The 16,357-nt window shown below is 71.0% G+C and carries 16 protein-coding genes and 1 tRNA gene; 6 read left to right on the forward strand and 11 right to left on the reverse strand.

From position 1 onward, the window contains the following. Nucleotides 1–50: 50 nt before the first annotated feature. Nucleotides 51–1,289: a S8 family peptidase gene (locus ACSNOB_RS28660; RefSeq protein ID WP_436690130.1), complete on the reverse strand. Its 1,239-nt coding sequence runs from the start codon at nucleotides 1,287–1,289 to the stop codon at nucleotides 51–53. A 631-nt stretch (nucleotides 1,290–1,920) separates the two neighbouring features. Here ACSNOB_RS28660 and ACSNOB_RS28665 point away from each other — a divergent pair. Further along, nucleotides 1,921–2,772: a hypothetical protein gene (locus ACSNOB_RS28665; protein ID WP_436690132.1), complete on the forward strand. Its 852-nt coding sequence runs from the start codon at nucleotides 1,921–1,923 to the stop codon at nucleotides 2,770–2,772. A gap of 211 nt (nucleotides 2,773–2,983) precedes the next feature. On the opposite strand, the gene ACSNOB_RS28670 is transcribed toward ACSNOB_RS28665, so the two are convergent. Further along, the gene (locus ACSNOB_RS28670) at nucleotides 2,984–4,621 is read right to left on the reverse strand and encodes an MDR family MFS transporter (RefSeq protein ID WP_436690134.1); all 1,638 of its coding nucleotides are present in this window, start codon (nucleotides 4,619–4,621) and stop codon (nucleotides 2,984–2,986) included. Beyond that, complete coding sequence (locus ACSNOB_RS28675) at nucleotides 4,618–5,097, reverse strand: MarR family winged helix-turn-helix transcriptional regulator (RefSeq protein WP_436690136.1); 480 nt, start codon at nucleotides 5,095–5,097, stop codon at nucleotides 4,618–4,620. The genes ACSNOB_RS28670 and ACSNOB_RS28675 overlap by 4 nt, the downstream gene beginning before the upstream one ends. 97 nt (nucleotides 5,098–5,194) lie before the next feature. Here ACSNOB_RS28675 and ACSNOB_RS28680 point away from each other — a divergent pair, with 97 nt between their 5' ends. From ACSNOB_RS28680 to ACSNOB_RS28690, 3 genes are all read left to right on the forward strand, one after another. Further along, nucleotides 5,195–5,818 (forward strand): TetR/AcrR family transcriptional regulator, encoded by a 624-nt coding sequence (locus tag ACSNOB_RS28680; protein WP_436690138.1) that lies wholly within the window; start codon nucleotides 5,195–5,197, stop codon nucleotides 5,816–5,818. 174 nt (nucleotides 5,819–5,992) lie between these two features. Further along, nucleotides 5,993–6,418 carry a nuclear transport factor 2 family protein gene (locus tag ACSNOB_RS28685; RefSeq protein ID WP_436690140.1) on the forward strand — a complete coding sequence of 142 codons (426 nt, stop codon included), beginning with the start codon at nucleotides 5,993–5,995 and terminating at the stop codon, nucleotides 6,416–6,418. Between the two features lie 284 nt (nucleotides 6,419–6,702). Further along, nucleotides 6,703–7,968: a PP2C family protein-serine/threonine phosphatase gene (locus tag ACSNOB_RS28690; protein ID WP_436690142.1), complete on the forward strand. Its 1,266-nt coding sequence runs from the start codon at nucleotides 6,703–6,705 to the stop codon at nucleotides 7,966–7,968. An 80-nt stretch (nucleotides 7,969–8,048) separates the two neighbouring features. Here ACSNOB_RS28690 and ACSNOB_RS28695 read toward each other — a convergent pair whose 3' ends face one another. Beyond that, on the reverse strand, nucleotides 8,049–8,315 hold the full coding sequence (locus ACSNOB_RS28695; protein ID WP_436690144.1) for a helix-turn-helix domain-containing protein: 267 nt from the start codon (nucleotides 8,313–8,315) through the stop codon (nucleotides 8,049–8,051). 75 nt (nucleotides 8,316–8,390) lie between these two features. Here ACSNOB_RS28695 and map point away from each other — a divergent pair, with 75 nt between their 5' ends. Then, complete coding sequence (gene map / locus ACSNOB_RS28700; protein WP_436690146.1) at nucleotides 8,391–9,209, forward strand: type I methionyl aminopeptidase; 819 nt, start codon at nucleotides 8,391–8,393, stop codon at nucleotides 9,207–9,209. A 603-nt stretch (nucleotides 9,210–9,812) separates the two neighbouring features. Then, nucleotides 9,813–10,154, forward strand: coding sequence for a hypothetical protein (locus ACSNOB_RS28705; protein WP_436690148.1), 342 nt, complete (start codon nucleotides 9,813–9,815; stop codon nucleotides 10,152–10,154). Nucleotides 10,155–10,635: 481 nt separating this feature from the next. Here ACSNOB_RS28705 and ACSNOB_RS28710 read toward each other — a convergent pair whose 3' ends face one another. From ACSNOB_RS28710 to scpB, 7 genes are all read right to left on the reverse strand, one after another. Continuing rightward, nucleotides 10,636–10,950, reverse strand: a complete 315-nt coding sequence (locus ACSNOB_RS28710; protein ID WP_436690150.1) for a hypothetical protein — start codon at nucleotides 10,948–10,950, stop codon at nucleotides 10,636–10,638. A 260-nt stretch (nucleotides 10,951–11,210) separates the two neighbouring features. Beyond that, nucleotides 11,211–12,185, reverse strand: coding sequence for a serine hydrolase domain-containing protein (locus ACSNOB_RS28715; protein ID WP_436690152.1), 975 nt, complete (start codon nucleotides 12,183–12,185; stop codon nucleotides 11,211–11,213). A 236-nt stretch (nucleotides 12,186–12,421) separates the two neighbouring features. Next, a tRNA-Pro gene (locus ACSNOB_RS28720) sits at nucleotides 12,422–12,495 on the reverse strand. Nucleotides 12,496–12,695: 200 nt separating this feature from the next. Continuing rightward, entirely contained in the window at nucleotides 12,696–14,099 is a 1,404-nt protein-coding gene (gene der, locus ACSNOB_RS28725) for a ribosome biogenesis GTPase Der (RefSeq protein WP_436690154.1), read from the reverse strand. Then, nucleotides 14,096–14,776, reverse strand: coding sequence for a (d)CMP kinase (gene cmk, locus ACSNOB_RS28730; protein ID WP_436690156.1), 681 nt, complete (start codon nucleotides 14,774–14,776; stop codon nucleotides 14,096–14,098). Before cmk ends, der begins: the two co-directional genes overlap by 4 nt. A gap of 154 nt (nucleotides 14,777–14,930) precedes the next feature. Next, nucleotides 14,931–15,701 (reverse strand): pseudouridine synthase, encoded by a 771-nt coding sequence (locus ACSNOB_RS28735; protein ID WP_436690158.1) that lies wholly within the window; start codon nucleotides 15,699–15,701, stop codon nucleotides 14,931–14,933. Beyond that, nucleotides 15,688–16,357, reverse strand: a 670-nt coding sequence (gene scpB, locus ACSNOB_RS28740; RefSeq protein ID WP_436690160.1) for an SMC-Scp complex subunit ScpB, incomplete at its 5' end; no start/stop codon positions are given. The genes ACSNOB_RS28735 and scpB, both read right to left, overlap by 14 nt.

Consider the following 16,357-nt stretch of genomic DNA (forward strand, 5'->3'; position numbering starts at 1 on the left):
ATAAGAGACAGGGCGTTCCGCCTCGGGGCCGGCGCGGTGACGGCGTCGGATCAGAAGGTCGGCGCGAGGTAGAGCAGCCGGTTCGGCGAGCCGGTGCCCGGGTTGGTGATCACGTTGGGCGTGGCCTGGCTGACCAGGTACGAGTGGACCTGGGCGGGCGTCCAGCTCGGGTTGACGCTGAGCACCCGGGCGGCCGCGCCCGCGACGTGCGGCGAGGCCATCGAGGTGCCGCTGATGGACGAGGTGGCGGTGTCGCTGGTGGACCACGCCGACAGGACGCCGACGCCGGGGGCGAAGAGGTCGGTGCAGGTGCCCCAGTTGGAGAACGAGGCCCGCGCGTCGTTGCTCTGCGAGGCGTTGACGGTCAGCGCCGTCGGGACGGAGGCCGGCGAGAAGTTGCAGGCGTTGGCGTTCGAGTTGCCGGAGGCCACGGCGTAGGTGATGCCGTCGGCGATCGAGTTCGCCACCGCCGTGTTCAGGGACGCGTTGTAGGAGCCGCCGAGGCTCATGTTCGCCACCGCCGGCTGACCCGCCTGGTGGTTCGAGGTCACCCAGTTGATGCCGGCGATGACCTGCGCCCAGGTGCCGCTGCCCTGGCAGTTCAGCACCCGGACGCCCACCAGCCGGACGTTCTTCGCGACGCCGTACGTGTTGCCGCCGACGGTGCCCGCGACGTGGGTGCCGTGGCCGTTGCAGTCGGTGGCCGGCAGCGCGTTGTCGATCGCGTCGAAGCCGTCGACGGCCTGGCCGGCGAAGTCGACGTGGGTGGTCCGGATGCCCGTGTCGATGACGTACGCGGTGACGCCGGTGCCGCTGCTGTTGTAGGTGTACGAGCGGCTCAGCGGCAGGGCCCGCTGGTCGATGCGGTCGAGGCCCCACGGCGGGTTGCTCTGGGTGGCCGCCATCGTCACCGTGTGGTTCTGCTCGACGTAGTCGACGGCGGGGTGCGCGGCGAGACGCTTGGCGGCCCGCTCCGACAGCCGCACCTCGAAGCCGTTGAGCGCGTCGCCGTAGACGTGCCCCACCGTCCCGCCGAACCGCGCGGCCAGCGAGCCGGCGGCGCTGCGCACCTCGGCCTGCCGGGTGCCGGCGCGACCACCGACGCCGCTGTCCTTGAGCACCACGATGTAGCTGCCGGTCACGGCCGTCGCGCCGCCGGCGCTGCGGATCTCGCCGGTCGCCGGGGCGGCTGTCGCCGGAGCGCCGATCATGGCGGTGACCATGGCGGCGCCGGCGAGCACGCCGACGGCGCCGGCGAGCATACGCCGCTGAGTGCGAGGGAGTGTCATCTCCCGGTCCTCCTACTGTCGTGGCCTGCGGGCGGCTCGTGGCGCACCCGGGAGGCGGTGGACGATGAGAGAACCTTAGCCACCATATTTACGTTGGTATATTTCCTTGGTGTTCACAGTATGAGGACGATGTTGACGAATTTTGACGTGAATGTCTTGCGTGACCGACGTGAACGCCTCACGCGAGAGCGATTCCACTGATCGCTCGCGGCGACCCCCTCGCCCTCGCCGCCGGGCTCGCCGGCACCCAGCCGGCGGTGCGGCCCCGGCCCACCTCGTGGACGACAGCTCGCGACGCCGGCACGGTGGCGGCGTCCACATCGCGGGCCAACGGGACGAGTGATCTGCGTCACCTCAGCGAACCCGTCCGCCGCAGCGCCGCGTACGCGCGCGGCACGCGGGCCGATTCGCGCTCCGCGGCCCGGATCCGCGTCTCCGACACCTCCGGGCCACCGCCGACTCCATTGACGCACGGAAGTCGACTTCTGCACGCAGCGTTACCGTCCGGGATTCCGGGACCGACGACCGGGCGTCGGCCCGCTCGCCGGCAACTGTCGCGATTTGGAGCGCTCACTACCCTGTTGCTTGATCCCCGTGCCTGGGCACACGTCGACAGCGATAAGGGCTTCAGATGACCGACAGTCACCCTCCATACGGAGGGCAGCCGGATCCGAACGTCACCCCGTGGAGCGGGCCGCCGGCCCCGCAGAGCGGGTATCCCGGATACGGCCAGCCAGGGCAGCCACCGCAGTTCGGGGCCCCCGTCCCGCCGCCGCAGAAGTCGAACAAGGGCCTGATCATCGGCCTGTCCGCGGCCGCCGTGGTGATCCTGCTCGTGCTCTGCGGCGCCGGAGTCGGCTTCGTCCTCGTCAACAACGACGACGACGATCCCACCCCGGTCGCGTCCGCCACCCCGAACACCACCAGCAGCAACCCGGGCACGGACGCCTCCCCCACCCCGGGCGAGCCCGAGCCCGAGCCCAACAACAACAACGCGGTGACCGCCCGCTACTCCAGCGACCTCGGCGACGTCTGCGAGGGCAGCCAGATCCTGAACGCGGCGCCCTACTCGGGCCCGTCCGGCGCCAAGGCGTACGTCTTCTCGAACAACCCCGACCGGCTGACGTTCTGGTCGTCGAAGTCGATCGCCTCGAACAAGCCGTACTACGCCAAGAGCGCCGACTTCGAGACGGTGTCGGTCGTCGGCTGCCTGAAGTTCGTGGAGGGCAGCGAGGGCGCGCCCAAGAAGTGCCAGTACAAGGACAGCTCGGACAAGCAGGTCACCATCGACTACGTCTCGTCGCGCTACACGCTGACGTTCTACGCCGCGAAGACCGGCGAGAAGATCGGCGACGGCGGCACCGTGAGCGCCCCGGCGAACCGGTGCCCGAGCTTCATCTCGTACAACAAGAACACCATGAAGGCGTACGCGTCGCCGGACACCGGCACCATCGAGGCCGCGCTGGACAAGTTCCTGTCCTGAACGGCACGGTCGAGATCGGGGAGGGACGGGCCACCGTCCCTCCCCGATCGCGTTTGCGCCGTCCGCGCGGGCCGTGTCGGGGGCTCGCCGGACCGCGCGCACCGGCCACCGCCCGCGGACGCGACCGGGGCCGCCACCGTCTCGACGGACGGTGGCGGCCCCGTGGGTCGCGCGCCGGATGCGTCAGGTCAGCGGTCGCGTGGGATGGGCCTCAGCGGCGCGCCGACGCCTTTCTCGCCACGGCGTCCCCGTCCACCTGGTCGAAGGCGGGAGCGCCGTCGACGGCGTCGGCGGCGACGGCAGCCGCGGTGGCGGCGTCCGGCAGGTCCAGGCTGGTACGCAGGGTGACCGGCTTGAGCAGCGCCGCGGCGACGACGCCGACGACGGCGATGGCCGCGGAGATGAGGAAGATGTGGCCGGTGGCGTCGCCGTACGCGGCCCGCACGATCTGCTGGACCACGGCCGGCATGGCGTCGACGTTGAGGCTGCCGGACCCCCCACCGGAGGCGGGGATGCCCGCGGCGGCGAGGTCGGTGGTGATCCGGTCGGTGACCTGACGGGCGAGGACCGCGCCGAGCACCGACACCCCGATGGTGCCGCCGAGTGAGCGGAAGAAGGCCACGGTGGAGCTGGCCGCGCCGATGTCCTTGAGAGAGACGGTGTTCTGCACGGCCAGGACGAGGTTCTGCATGGTCATGCCGACCCCGACACCGACGACGAACATGGCGGCGCCGAGCAGCACCAGCGACGTCTCGTGGTCTATCGTGCCGAGCAGGGCGAACCCGATGACGAGCACGACCGCCCCGAACACGATGTACGGCTTGATCCTGCCCGTCTTCGTGATCAGTCGACCGGCGACGATCGACGAGCCGAGGACGCCGGCCATCATCGGGATGGTGAGCAGCCCGGCCTCCGTCGGGCTGTAGCCGCGGCCGATCTGGAAGTACTGGCCGAGGAAGACGGCGCCGCCGAACATGGCCATGCCGACCGCCAGGCTGCCGAGGATGGCCAGGGCGGTGGTGCGCTGCCGGACCAGCCCGAGCGGGACCACCGGCTCCTGCGCCCGCGCCTCCACCCGGACGGCCAGGGCGAGCAGGACGGCCGCGCCGCCCACCATCGCCGCGGTCTGCCAGGACAGCCAGGCGAACGAGTCGTCGACGAAGGAGATCCAGATGAGCAGCACGCTGACCCCGGCGGCGATCAGGGTCGCGCCCAGGTAGTCGATCTTCACGTTGTCGCGGCGGGCCGTCGGCAGGTGCAGGGTGACCTGGAGCAGGATCAGCGCGATGACGGCGACGGGCACGCCGACGAAGAAGCACCAGCGCCAGCCGAGCCAGGACGTGTCGACGATGAGGCCGCCCAGCAGCGGGCCGCCGACCGTCGCCACCGCCATCACGCCGCCGAGGTAGCCGTTGTAGCGGCCCCGCTCGCGCGGCGGGATCATCGCCGCGATGGCGACCTGGACGAGCGCCTGGAGGCCGCCGACCCCGATGCCCTGGAACGCGCGGGCGGCGATGAGCTGGCCGGCGGTCTGCGCGAAGCCGGCGAGCACCGAGCCGACCAGGAAGACCACGATGGCGACCTGCACCAGCAGCTTCTTGTTGAACAGGTCGGCGAGCTTGCCCCAGATCGGGGTGGTCGCGGTCGCGGTGAGCAGGGTGGCGGTGACCACCCACGTGTACTGGGTCTGCGACCCGTTCAGCGCACCGATGATCTTCGGCAGCGCCGTCGAGACGACGGTGCCGCTCAGCATGGCGACGAACAACACCAGCAGCAGGCCGCTGAGCGCCTCGAGCGTCTGCCGATGGGTCATCGGCGTGTCGCCGGTCGTCGTGGTGGGTGCGCTCATCGCGCGGCCTCCAGGTTGTCGTGGTGTCCGAGGGCGGTCTCGATGTCGCGGGTGAACCGGCCGATGGCCGTGCTCAGCGCCGCCATCTCGTCGGGCGTCCAGTCGGCGAGCGCCCGGTCGAGCACCCCGCCGTACCAGTCGAAGATCTCGGTGAGGGCGGCCCGGCCGTCGGGGGTGACGGCCAGGACCCTGGCCCGCATGTCGGTCGGGTCGGCGCGCCGCTCGACCAGGCCGAGCCCGACGAGCGAGGCGATGGCGCGGCTGATGGTCGACGGGTCCAGGCCGGTGCGGGCGGCGAGCTCCCGCGCGTGGCAGCCGGGGGGAAGCTGGTCGATCTGCATGAGCATGCCGGCCAGGCCGAGCGGCACGAGCGGCCGGACGTCGGCCCGGCGGCGCCGGATCAGCCGTACGGTGCGGACGAGTTCGTGCAGCCTGGTGCCGAGTTGACGAGCGGTGCCGTCCACCGTTCCCCCCACATCGCAGATGGTTGCCGCACACAAGCATCTGCCGATCTTGCCCAGTGTGCAAGTTTGCGCGATGAGAAACGGATCACGCCGCGACTAGGCTGTCGGCATGGAGGAGTCCACCGGGCTACGGGAGCGCAAGAAGGCGGCGACCCGCCTCGCCCTGCACGAGGCGGCCCTGCGCCTGGCCACCGAGCACGGGCTCGACCGCGTCACCGTCGAGGCGATCGCCGACGCCGCGAACGTGTCCCGCCGCACGTTCTCCAACTACTTCTCCAGCAAGGAGGAGGCGATCTTCCACGGCGACGCCGTACGGCTGCGCCGGCTGCTGGAACTGGTCCGCCAGCAGCCGCCCGACGCGCCCCCGTGGCGCGCGCTGGGCCGCGCCGCCGAGCAGCTCGCCGACGAGGCGTACGGCGACACCCCGCCCTCCTGGCTGGTCCGCCGCCGCCAGTTGCGGGGGCACCCGGGACTCGTCGCCCAGCAGATCGCGGCGTACACCACCATCGAGCGCGACCTCGCCGACGAGTTCGCACACCGGCTGGCCGGCCCCGAACCGGAACTGCGCTCCCGGGTGCTGGCGGCGACCTTCCTGGCCGGCCTGCGCGTCGCCGTCCAGCACTGGACCGACCACCCCGACGGGCCGCTGCGCGATGTCATCCGGACCGCGCTCGCGCAGGCGGCGTCCGCACCGACCGTCGAGGCAGCCGGCGCCCCACCCGGCGGCGGCTGACCCCCAGGTTGGCGGATCCGCGTCAGGGCAGGTCGGGCGCGCCGCCACCCGGCGGCGCACAGGTCCGCCGGCGAGGGCATCGGCGGCGTACCGCACCGGGCGGCCAACGGCCGGTGATAGCGTCCAGATGCGCAGGCCACCACGCAGACCTCCGTTCGGACGGAAGGTTGGGCAATGGACGAGACCGCGGCACGGGCGATGATCAAAGCCCACTTCGACGCCTCGAACGTCAGCGCACCCGGCGGCGGGCCGGGCGACGACATCGCCCGCGCCTCCGAGATCTACGCCGACGACGCGGTGCTGGAGTGGCCCCAGGGCCGCGAGCGCATCCGCGGCAAGGCGAACATCACCGCCTTCAGGTCCAGCTACCCCGCCCGCCAGGAGTTCCAGTTGCACCGGACCACCGGCTGCGGGGATCTGTGGGTCAACGAGTACACCATCCGGTACGACGACCGACCCATGATGGCCGTCGGGATCATGGAGTTCCGCGACGGAAAGGTCGTCCGCGAACGCATCTACTTCGGGGAGCCCTGGGAGCCGCCGGCCTGGCGGGCGCAGTGGGTCGAGCGGATGGAACCGTTCACTCGGGCGTCCGCGTGATCGCCCACGCCCGCCGGCGACGCCGAAGGGCCACGAGGTGACGACCGCCCCGGGCGACGTCCTCGTTGCTCCCGTCGTCCTGGTGGGATGGTCGGCCTCCGGGGACACCGGGCCGGCCGCCCTCTGACCTGCGTCCGGGCGGCGCTGAGCCCGGGCGCAGTCCAGGGGCCGGCGTAGCCCCCGCCGGACGGCCGGGCGCCGGCGTTAGCCCGCGCCGGACAGCCGGGCGCCGGCGTAGCCCGCGCCGCACGGCCCGGCATCTCCGTCGGCCTATGCTCTGGCGTGTGAACGGGAAGCGGTGGAGCGGCGTGGACCTGGGCAACGTGCTGCGCGCCGTCGAGGACGCCGCCCCCGTCGACGCGGTGGAGGCGGTGACCCGGGGCATCGGCGTCGACCTCGGGGCGCTGTGGGTGTCGTTCCTCGTCGCGGACATGAGCGGCCGGGCCCTCGTACGCCTGACCCACGACGTTCCCCTCGCAGACCGGCCCGGCAGACGCCGGCAGGACCAGGACGTCGCCACCGTGCTGCCCTTCGACGGCGGGCCGCAGGAACAGGCACTGCGCTCCCAGCGCGTGCAGGTCCGTTCGAGCGGTGGTCATCACGTCGTGATGGCGCCCGTCACGCAACGCGGCGAGGCCATCGGACTGCTGGAGATCGCCTTGCCGGCCGAGCCGGACGACGAGGCCCTGGCCGAGATCTCCCGGGCCGCACACGCGCTGGCGTTCGTGGTGATCGCCGCCCGGCGGCACACCGACCTCTTCGAATGGGGTCAGCGGACCACCCCGTTCACCCTCGCCGCGGAGATCCAGCGCCGGCTCCTGCCCTCCTCGTTCACCTGCGAGGCCGGCTCGTTCACCCTCTCCGCGTGGCTGGAGCCGGCGGCCAGCATCGGCGGAGACACCTTCGACTACAGCCTCGCGCGCAACCTGCTGCACCTGAGCATCACCGACGCGGTGGGCCACGGCGTGCACAGCGCCCTGACCGCAACGCTCTGCGTCGGCAGTCTGCGCCACACCCGCCGTCGCGGCCACACACTCCTCGAGCAGGCCCGGGCCGCGAACTCGGCGCTGATCCAAAACCCGCCCGGAGGGTTCACCTTCGCCACCGGGCTGCTCGGCCGGCTCGACCTGCGCACCGGCGTGCTGGCCATGGTCAACGCCGGTCACCCCACCCCGCTCCTGGTGCGCGACGGAACCGTCCAGCCCATCGCGCTACCGGTCGATGCACCGTTCGGCGTACTGCGAGACGGGATCTACCGCACGACCGACGTCCCGCTGCGTCCGGACGATCGACTCATCCTGCTCACCGACGGCATGCTGGAACGCGGCGCCGCCCGCCTCGACCTGCCTGCACGGCTGCCCGGCCTCGCCGACCTGCACCCCAGGGAGGTCGTCCGCGTACTCGGCGACGCCGTCCTCGACGTCGCCGGACCCACCCTGCCCGACGACGCCTGCATGCTCATCCTCGACTGGCACGGCGACCACGGCGACGACCGCCTCACCACGGCCGGTGCCGACCCCCACCGAGCGAGTGCCTCCCGTACGGCCTGAGACCCGAGAGTTGGCCCGGCGTCATCCACCACGATCCGACGTCGATCACACGCCTGCCGGGTCGCCCGGGCGGCTGGTGACTAGGACGCCTGGCGGACGGGCATGTCGGCCAGCCAGACGTCGGCCAGGTCGCTGAGGGGGACGTCGAGGGCCTGGCTGAGACCGACCACAGTGCCGAACGCCGGTGCGGGGAGGCGACCCGCCTCGATCTTGCGCAGCGTCTCGGGGGAGATGCCGGCTGCCAGGGCCACCTCGACGAGGCTGCGGCCCGCCCGCGCGGCCCGGAGAGCGGCTCCGAGGCGCTGGCCCGCTGCGATCTGTTCGGCGGTGAGTGGTTGGCGAACCATGCCAGCAGGATAGCCCTCCGGAGCATCCCGACCTAGCGTGGTATAAAAATACCGCACAGAAAGAGGGAGGCTGTCGTGATCGAGCTCAAGTCCGCCGAGGAGATCGACCGGATGGCGGTGGCCGGCCAGTTCGTCGGCGAACTGCTCGCCGAGCTCAGCGGTGTCGCCGCCGTCGGCGTCAACCTGATGGACCTGGAACACCACGCCCGCCGCCGGATCGCCGAACGCGGCGCCGAATCCTGCTACTGGGACTACGCCCCTTCGTTCGGCCGCGGCCCGTTCCGCAACGTGCTGTGCCTGTCGGTCAACGACGCGGTGCTGCACGGTCTGCCGCACGACTACGTTCTGCGGGACGGTGACCTGCTCAGCATCGACATGGCGGCCGGCATCGACGGCTGGGTCGCCGACTCCGCGCTCTCCGTCATCGTCGGCACCCCCGACCCGGCCGACCTGAAGCTGATCGAGGCCACCGAGGTCGCACTGGAGGCCGGCATCGCCGCCGCCCAGCCCGGCGGCCGCCTCGGCGACATCTCCGCCGCGATCGGCGAGGTCGCCCACTCCTACGGCTACGGCGTCAACGCCGAGTTCGGCGGCCACGGCATCGGCCGCACTATGCACGAGGCCCCGCACGTACCCAACAACGGCCGTGCCCGCCGGGGCCTGAAACTCGAGCCCGGCCTCACCATCGCCATCGAGCCCTGGTTCTGCCGCTCCACCGACAGGATCAGGTTCGACAAAGACGGCTGGACCATCCGCTCCGCCGACGGCTCCCGCACCGCCCACTCCGAACACACGGTCGCCATCACGGCTGCCGGCCCCCAGGTCCTGACCCGCCGCCCCACCCACGGCACCACCTCGGCCGGCCCCACCAAGAGGGCCGCCGCAGCCTCCTGACCCCCTGCCCGTCTCGGTGTGACTCGCGGCGTCGCTTCGTCCAACGTCAACCGTCAACCAGACGCTAGGTGTCGGGTCTCAGGACCTGCGCGGCACTCCGCCGCCGTCGGCCACAGCAAGCGGCGGCTCCGTGAACGCGGCCAGGACGTCGGCGGAACGGCTCACTCAGAGGGCTGACGCTCCGGACAGCCAGCGGGCAGCCAGGTTGCCCGCTAGGTCCTGGCTCGTCACGATCAGCCTGTCTGACGGACAGACGATCTCGTGTCGGCACCCGTGCTCGTGCGTCGAGCCGCGAAGCTCTAACCGCTCCCTACGACAGCCGTATCGCCAACGCGGGTGCATAAGATCAGAAAAGGCCACCCGGAAGATCCCACATGGCCTTCAACCCGCCTCGGGACGGCCGGATTCGAACCGACGACCCCTTGCCCCCAGGCAACCAACACGATCTCGTGAGCTGGCATGGGACGAGCGCTGAGCAGCGAACACCGTCCGACCTCATCCCCGCACGTCCGTGTATGTCCGTCGCGGTCGTCACTCAGTTGGTCACTCAGCCCGCGCTCCCCGATCTGCACAGCCAGGTCCCGATGCAGCACCATAAAGGTCATGGATCGGGAGACTGCGCGCCAGGGGTGGCACCGGGAGCACGTGGGATCCTGGCTCCAGCTCATCGCCACTCTCGGGAGTGAGGGCTGGGAGGCGCATCTGACCTGTGCGGCAGCTCCTGTGCAGGTGGAAGGCTCTCTGCCGAACGGTGAGCCCTTCTACTTCCGCGCCCGCCACAGCAATGTGTCGCTGGGCATCGGAGGCGACGACCCCGCCGACGTCCCCGAGTGGGAAGAGAGCGAATCGCATACGGACGCCAGCTGGCTACCAGCAGCCAAGGGCGAAGCCATCATCAGACGGCTTGCTTTCCGCTACGCACAGCAGAGCAATCCGACTGAGTGAGCATCGTCAGTGTGTAAGGCGCGTTGGCCGACCTGAGCCGCCGATTTGGCCGACCGGAGTGAGCAGGCGTGAGAGTGGTCGGGGAAGGATGGAGCGGCGAGGTTTGAGGCCGTGTGGGTGCCGCTGCTGACCGGTGTCGACCGCCAGATCGGGCACGGGTCGGGCACGCTGGCAGTTCGTCCGAGCCCCGTTCATGGACTGACGCCGCTACCCTGCAAGTGTGGCCGGGACTCGCCTCGCATGGCTTGCCTTGCCCCTGCTGGTCGTCCTTGCGCTGGGCGTCGCCGTGGCACGGCGGCATCGGCGCAGGGCGTCGTCCGTGGCGGATAGCAAGCAAAGGGAGCTGTCAACTGCGCGCAAGGCAATCCGCCAAAGCGCTCGCGAGAGCCGCCGCCGAACTTGGCCGCCGGCGTCGGGGCTCAGGCCGATCGGGCGAGCCAATAGGTCTGCTTGTGACCTCGTGTCACCATCACTGCGGCGGTTACATCCGCCTCCGCCCGGGTGTCATGTCGGAGACCTCGTACCGATTGCCGTTGTCGTCCTGCCGCCACACCGTCCAACCCTTCGGACCGTCCTCGGCCAGGTGCCCCGGCATCGGCCAGATCGTGGTGAACGCATCCTCCGGCCAGCCCGGCAGCAACTTCCGGCTGACCGACATGAACACCGGACCATACGAGGTGTCGATACGCCAGTTCTCCCACTGATCCAAATCGTGCGACGCGAACCGTGCCAGCAACCGCGTCAACTCCCGGATCTCCAGGTCACTCAGCGGCCCGCCCGGATCCACACTCTCCATGCGGCCAGGATCCCAGACCGCCCCCAGCCAAGCACCACCACTACGATGCCCTCGATATCCCTAGGCCACCTGTCCGGCATCAACTGGGACGGAAACGTCAAGCATCAGCTGGGACTCGGCACGCCAGCAGCCGACGTGTCCTGTCACGGGACTGCTTGACGCTCACGTCCCACCTGATGCCCGACATGATCCTCAAGAGGAGTCGCGGAGGCCCTCACGGTTCCGCGACAGGGGCGCGCATCGCGGCATGTGAGTGCATTTCAGGCTGCGAAGCGGTCAATGGCTGTTGCGAGGTCGTCCCCAGTCAGGTTCTGCTGCATGTCGCTGAGGACTCTTGCCACGGCGGGGAGCGCGCGCTGCTGGTTGGTGAGGACAACGCTCACGTAGTCCTTGTCGGGAACCAGTAGCATTGCGGCCCGGTATCCGGGCAGGCGCCCGTTGAGGTACATCTGGCCCGAAGGGCCAAGCGCCCATCCGAGGCCGTATGTCATGGGGTCGTCCGGCGTGGTGCGCGGTCGGCGGATCTCCTGCAGAAGGGCCCGGTCGCCGAGCAGTCCTTCGCCAAGCGCCAGGAGGTCCGAGAGGCACGACCACAAGCCTCCGCTGGGGCGGCGCGAGTGTGGGTAGTCGCTTCGTGGGAGCTCGGTCGGACCATCCCACCCGGTGATCGAGTCGCGCGGTGCGTCGAAACCTGTTTGGAAGAGGTGCCAAGGTTCGAGCAGCTTCTTCTTCAACGCTGTCTCGTATGAAGCGCCGTTGAGGGCCGCGAGGATCGCACCGGCCAGGAAGTAGTTGCCGTTGTAGTAGGACCAGTGCGCCCCGGGCTCTTTTTCGTTCCCGGCGCGCACTACGAGCCGGGCTGCCTCGTTGAGCGCGTGGTGCCCGTCCCCCAGAGTGGCGACGGTGCTCGAGTCCACGGACTCGCGCAGCCCCGAGACCTGCCCGAGGATCTGCTCGACGGTGAGGCTCGTATCCGCTCGCCAGTCAGGCGCGAGGTCTGGAAGCAGCTCGATGGCAGGGGTGCTCAGCGGGACGTCGTGCTCTCGCAGTGTCAGAACGAGCGCACTGGAGGTGAAGGTCTTCGTCAACGACGCGATTCGGAAGCACGAATCCGAGGTCACCTGGACCGCCCCGCGAGTAGCCACACTTCTTGTCCCCGCGACGGACAGCCCCGCTACAACGGCCGGAACGCCATGGAGGTTGACCTGTTTGTCGAGCACGTCCTGGAGATTCACGGTAAGGATCCTGCCAGCCGCCGCCAAGCCGCCGTCGGGCGGCCATGAGGACCCGAGCTGTCATCGGCATGTGAGTGCGCTCCAGTTGCTCAGGTGTCACCGACTGTGACTAGAGACCGGTCGTTGGAAGTTGACCGGCGGTCAAGGAGCGCTGCTCACCGGCAACTTGACCGGCCTTGGTCCCCAGAACGCCAAGAAGGGCCGATCCGAATTCTGGATCAGCCCTTTGACCTGCGTCGGGACGGCCGGATTCGAACCGACGACCCCTTGACCCCCAGTCAAGTGCGCTACCAAGCTGCGCCACGTCCCGATGCCCTCGCGCGGTTTCCCCCGCGGTAGCCGGTACAGCTTAGCGCAGGATCATCTCCTCGTCCGCACTGGCCCCTCCGGTACCGCGAGCGCGTCGCGCACCCCACCATCCCTACGGCGTCCTAGGAGGATAGGTAAGGCGGTGGGCACGAAAAATGCCGGGTGGGAGCGGGGCTCCCACCCGGCATCGTCGGGCCAGGGTCAGCCGTGGGCCTTGCCGCGGCCGCCGGGGCCGAGCTTCTTGCGGGGGCGTACCGAGATCTCGATCGGGCTGCCCTCGAAGCCGAACTCCTCGCGCAGCTTGCGCTCGACGAAGCGCTGGTAGCCCGCGTCCAGCGGAGCGGTGGTGAACAGCACGAAACGCGGCGGGGCCACGCCCGCCTGGGTGGCGAAGAGGATCTTCGGCGCCCGGCCGCCGCGCACCGGGTGCGGGGTGGCCTGCACCAGCGCGGTCAGCCACGAGTTGAGCTGCGCGGTCGGCACCCGGGTCTCCCAGCTCGCCAGGGCCTTGCGCAGCGCCGGCGCGAGCTTGTCCACCGCCCGGCCCGTCCGCGCCGACAGGTTGAGCCGGATCGCCCACGGGATGCGGCGCAGCTCGCGCTCGATCTCCTTGTCCAGGTAGTACCGGCGGTCACCGTCGACCAGGTCCCACTTGTTGAAGGCGATCACCAGCGCCCGCCCGGTCTCGGTGACCATGGACAGGATCCGCTGGTCCTGCTCGCTGATGACCTCGCTGGCGTCGAGCAGCACCACGGCCACCTCGGCGGCCTCGATCGCCGAGGCGGTGCGCAGGCTGGCGTAGTACTCGGTGCCGCTGGCCTTGCCCACCCGCTTGCGCAGGCCCGCCGTGTCGACCAGCTGCCAGGTCTCGCCGCCGATCTCGACCAGGCTGTCGACCGGGTCCACGGTGGTGCCGGCGACCGAGTCGACGACCGCCCGCTCCTCCCCCGAGAAACGGTTCAGCAGGCTGGACTTGCCGACGTTCGGCCGGCCGACGAGGGCCACCCGGCGCGGCCCGCGCGGGCGGTTCTCGACGATCTTCGGGGCCTCCGGCAGCGCGTCCATGATGGCGTCGAGCAGCTCGCCCGAGCCGCGGCCGTGCAGCGCCGAGACCGGGTACGGCTCGCCGAGGCCGAGCGACCACAGCGAGGTGGCCTCCATCTCGATGGAGGTGTTGTCGGCCTTGTTGGCGACCAGGATCACCGGCTTGGCGCTGCGGCGCAGCATCCGCACCGCCGCCTCGTCAACATCGGTCGAGCCGACCATCGCGTCCACGACGAACAGCACCACGTCGGCGGTGGCGACCGCCGCCTCGGCCTGCGCCGCGATCGCGGCCGCCCGGTCCTTGGCGTCGGGTTCCCACCCGCCGGTGTCCACCACGGTGAACTGCCGGCCGGCCCACTGCGCGTCGTACGGGACGCGGTCCCGGGTCACCCCGGGGATGTCCTCGACGACCGCCTGCCGGCGGCCGATGATGCGGTTGACCAGGGTCGACTTGCCCACGTTGGGACGGCCGACCACGGCCACGACCGGCTGCGGGCCGGTCGGTTCCTCCGTGTCGAGGTCCGGTTCCCGCAGTTCCACCCAACCGTCGGCGTCGGTCATGCCACTCCCCGTTCGGTCAGCAGGCCGCGCAGCCGCTCGACGACCTCGTCGATGCCCAGCTCGGTCGTGTCCAGCACCACGGCGTCGGCGGCCTGGGTCAGCGGGTCGGCCTTGCGGGTCGAGTCGAGCCGGTCCCGCCGGGCCAGGTCGGCGGCGGTGGCCGCCACGTCGGTGGCGTCCTCGGCGCTGCGCCGGGCGGCCCGGGCCGCCTCGGAGGCGGTGAGGTAGACCTTCAGGTCGGCGTCCGGCGCCACCACGGACCCGATGTCGCGGCCCTCGACCACGATGCGGCCGGCGTTCGCGATCATCTCGCGCTGCCGGGTGACCAGCAGCGCGCGCACGGCCGGCACGGCGGCCACGGCGGAGACCGCCCCGGTCACCTCCGGGCCGCGGATCTCGGCGTCGACGTTCACGCCGTCGGCGGTCACGCCGTATCCCTTCGGATCGGTGCCGATGCGCAGGTCCACCTCGCCGGCGACCTTCGCCACCGACTCGGCGTCGGTCAGGTCGACGCCGGAGCGCAGCACCGCCCAGGTGATGGCCCGGTACATGGCGCCGGTGTCCAGGTAGCGGGCACCGAGGCCGACGGCGAGCCGCCGGGAGACGGTGGACTTACCCGAACCGGACGGCCCGTCCACAGCGACCACGCAGCGCCCGGCCCGTACGTTTTCCTCCACCGTTGTCCTCCTCAGCCCGTACCTCACGAGACGCCCATCGCGTCCCGCGAGCGGTTGTCCAAACGTTCTCAATGATGCCCGGCGCCGCGCGGGTCGCCGCCGGCCGCCGGGCCGTCACGGAGCCTACCGGCAGCCGTACCCCCGAACCCGGCGGTCAGTCACCCACGGCCTTGAACAGGGCGGCGACCTCCGCGTTGGTCAGCCGCCGGGTGCGCCCGGCGCGCAGGTCGCCCAGCCGGATCGGCCCGATGGCGGTACGCACCAGCCGGCTCACCGGGTGGCCGACCTCGGCGAGCAGCCGCCGGACGATGTGCTTGCGCCCCTCGTGCAGGGTCAGCTCCACCTGGGCGGTCCGTCCCAGCGTGTCCACCACCCGGAAGGAGTCGACCTTCGCGGGGCCGTCCTCCAGCTCCACGCCGGCCGTCAGCCGCTTGCCGAGGTTGCGCGGGATCGGCCCGGACACCTCGCAGAGATAGGTCTTCTGCACCCCGTACGACGGGTGCATGAGCTTGTGCGCGAGGGTGCCGTCGTTGGTGAGCAGCAGCAGACCCTCGCTGTCGGCGTCGAGCCGGCCGACGTGGTAGACCCGCTGCTCCACCCGGTTGCCGAGGAAGTCGGCGAGCGCGGTGCGCCCCTTCTCGTCCGCCATCGTGGAGACGACCCCGCGGGGCTTGTTCATGGCCAGGTAGACCAGGCGGGTGTCGGCGACGAGGCGCTCGCCGTCGACGTGGATGACGGCGGTGGCCGGGTCGACCTTGTCGCCGAGCTGGGCGACCCGCCCGTTGACGGTGACCCGGCGGCGGAAGATCAGGTCCTCGCAGGCGCGCCGGGAGCCGACGCCGGCGGCGGCCAGCACCTTCTGGAGGCGCTCGGCCCCCTCGAAGACGGGCGCGTCGGGGCGGGGTGTGCGGTCATCGCGTGGCATCGGCAAGCTCTTCTACGTCGTCGGGAAGGAACGGGGCCAGCGGCGGGAGGTCGTCGACGCTGTTCAGCCCGAGCTTCTCCAGGAACATCGTGGTGGTCCGGTAGAGGAACGCCCCGCTGTCCGGTTCGGTGCCGCACTCCTCCACCAGCCCGCGGGAGACCAGGGTACGGATCACCCCGTCGCAGTTGACACCCCGGATGGCGGAGATCCGCGACCGGGTGACCGGCTGCTTGTAGGCGACCACGGCGAGTGTCTCCAGCGCGGCCTGGGTCAGCCGTACGGACTGCCCGTCAAGCACGAACCGTTCCACGTAGGTCGCGTATTCCGGCCGGGTGTAGAGACGCCAGCCACCCGCGGCCCGGCGCAGCTCGAAGCCGTGCCCGGCGGCGGTGTAGCCCGCGGCGATCTCGTCCAGCATCGGGCCGATCCGCTCGGCGGGCTGCTCCAGCACCTGGGCGAGGGTCAGCTCGCTGACCGGCTCGTCCACCACCAGCAGGATCGCCTCCAGCGCGCCGCGCAGCTCCGCGTCGTCCAGTTCCGGCGCGGGCTCGGGCGCCGGCGTCGCCCGCCGCCGGGCCCTCGACGCCTTCTCCGGTACGCCGCCACCCGCGCCCTCCCCCGCCGGCACCCGCGCCACGCCCCCGGTCGCGCGGGCC

Source organism: Micromonospora sp. URMC 106, assembly GCF_051386395.1.
Lineage (GTDB): Bacteria > Actinomycetota > Actinomycetes > Mycobacteriales > Micromonosporaceae > Micromonospora.

Bases quoted from the DNA above. Each gene is read 5' to 3' on its own strand.
- ACSNOB_RS28680 (WP_436690138.1), top strand. From the start codon at position 5,195: ATGGAGGAGTCCACCGGGCTACGGGAGCGCAAGAAGGCGGCGACCCGC.
- ACSNOB_RS28735 (WP_436690158.1), bottom strand. From the start codon at position 15,701: ATGCCACGCGATGACCGCACACCCCGCCCCGACGCGCCCGTCTTCGAG.
- ACSNOB_RS28705 (WP_436690148.1), top strand. From the start codon at position 9,813: ATGGATCGGGAGACTGCGCGCCAGGGGTGGCACCGGGAGCACGTGGGA.
- ACSNOB_RS28660 (WP_436690130.1), bottom strand. From the start codon at position 1,289: ATGACACTCCCTCGCACTCAGCGGCGTATGCTCGCCGGCGCCGTCGGC.
- ACSNOB_RS28665 (WP_436690132.1), top strand. From the start codon at position 1,921: ATGACCGACAGTCACCCTCCATACGGAGGGCAGCCGGATCCGAACGTC.
- ACSNOB_RS28710 (WP_436690150.1), bottom strand. From the start codon at position 10,950: ATGGAGAGTGTGGATCCGGGCGGGCCGCTGAGTGACCTGGAGATCCGG.
- ACSNOB_RS28670 (WP_436690134.1), bottom strand. From the start codon at position 4,621: ATGAGCGCACCCACCACGACGACCGGCGACACGCCGATGACCCATCGG.
- ACSNOB_RS28695 (WP_436690144.1), bottom strand. From the start codon at position 8,315: ATGGTTCGCCAACCACTCACCGCCGAACAGATCGCAGCGGGCCAGCGC.
- der (WP_436690154.1), bottom strand. From the start codon at position 14,099: ATGACCGACGCCGACGGTTGGGTGGAACTGCGGGAACCGGACCTCGAC.
- ACSNOB_RS28685 (WP_436690140.1), top strand. From the start codon at position 5,993: ATGGACGAGACCGCGGCACGGGCGATGATCAAAGCCCACTTCGACGCC.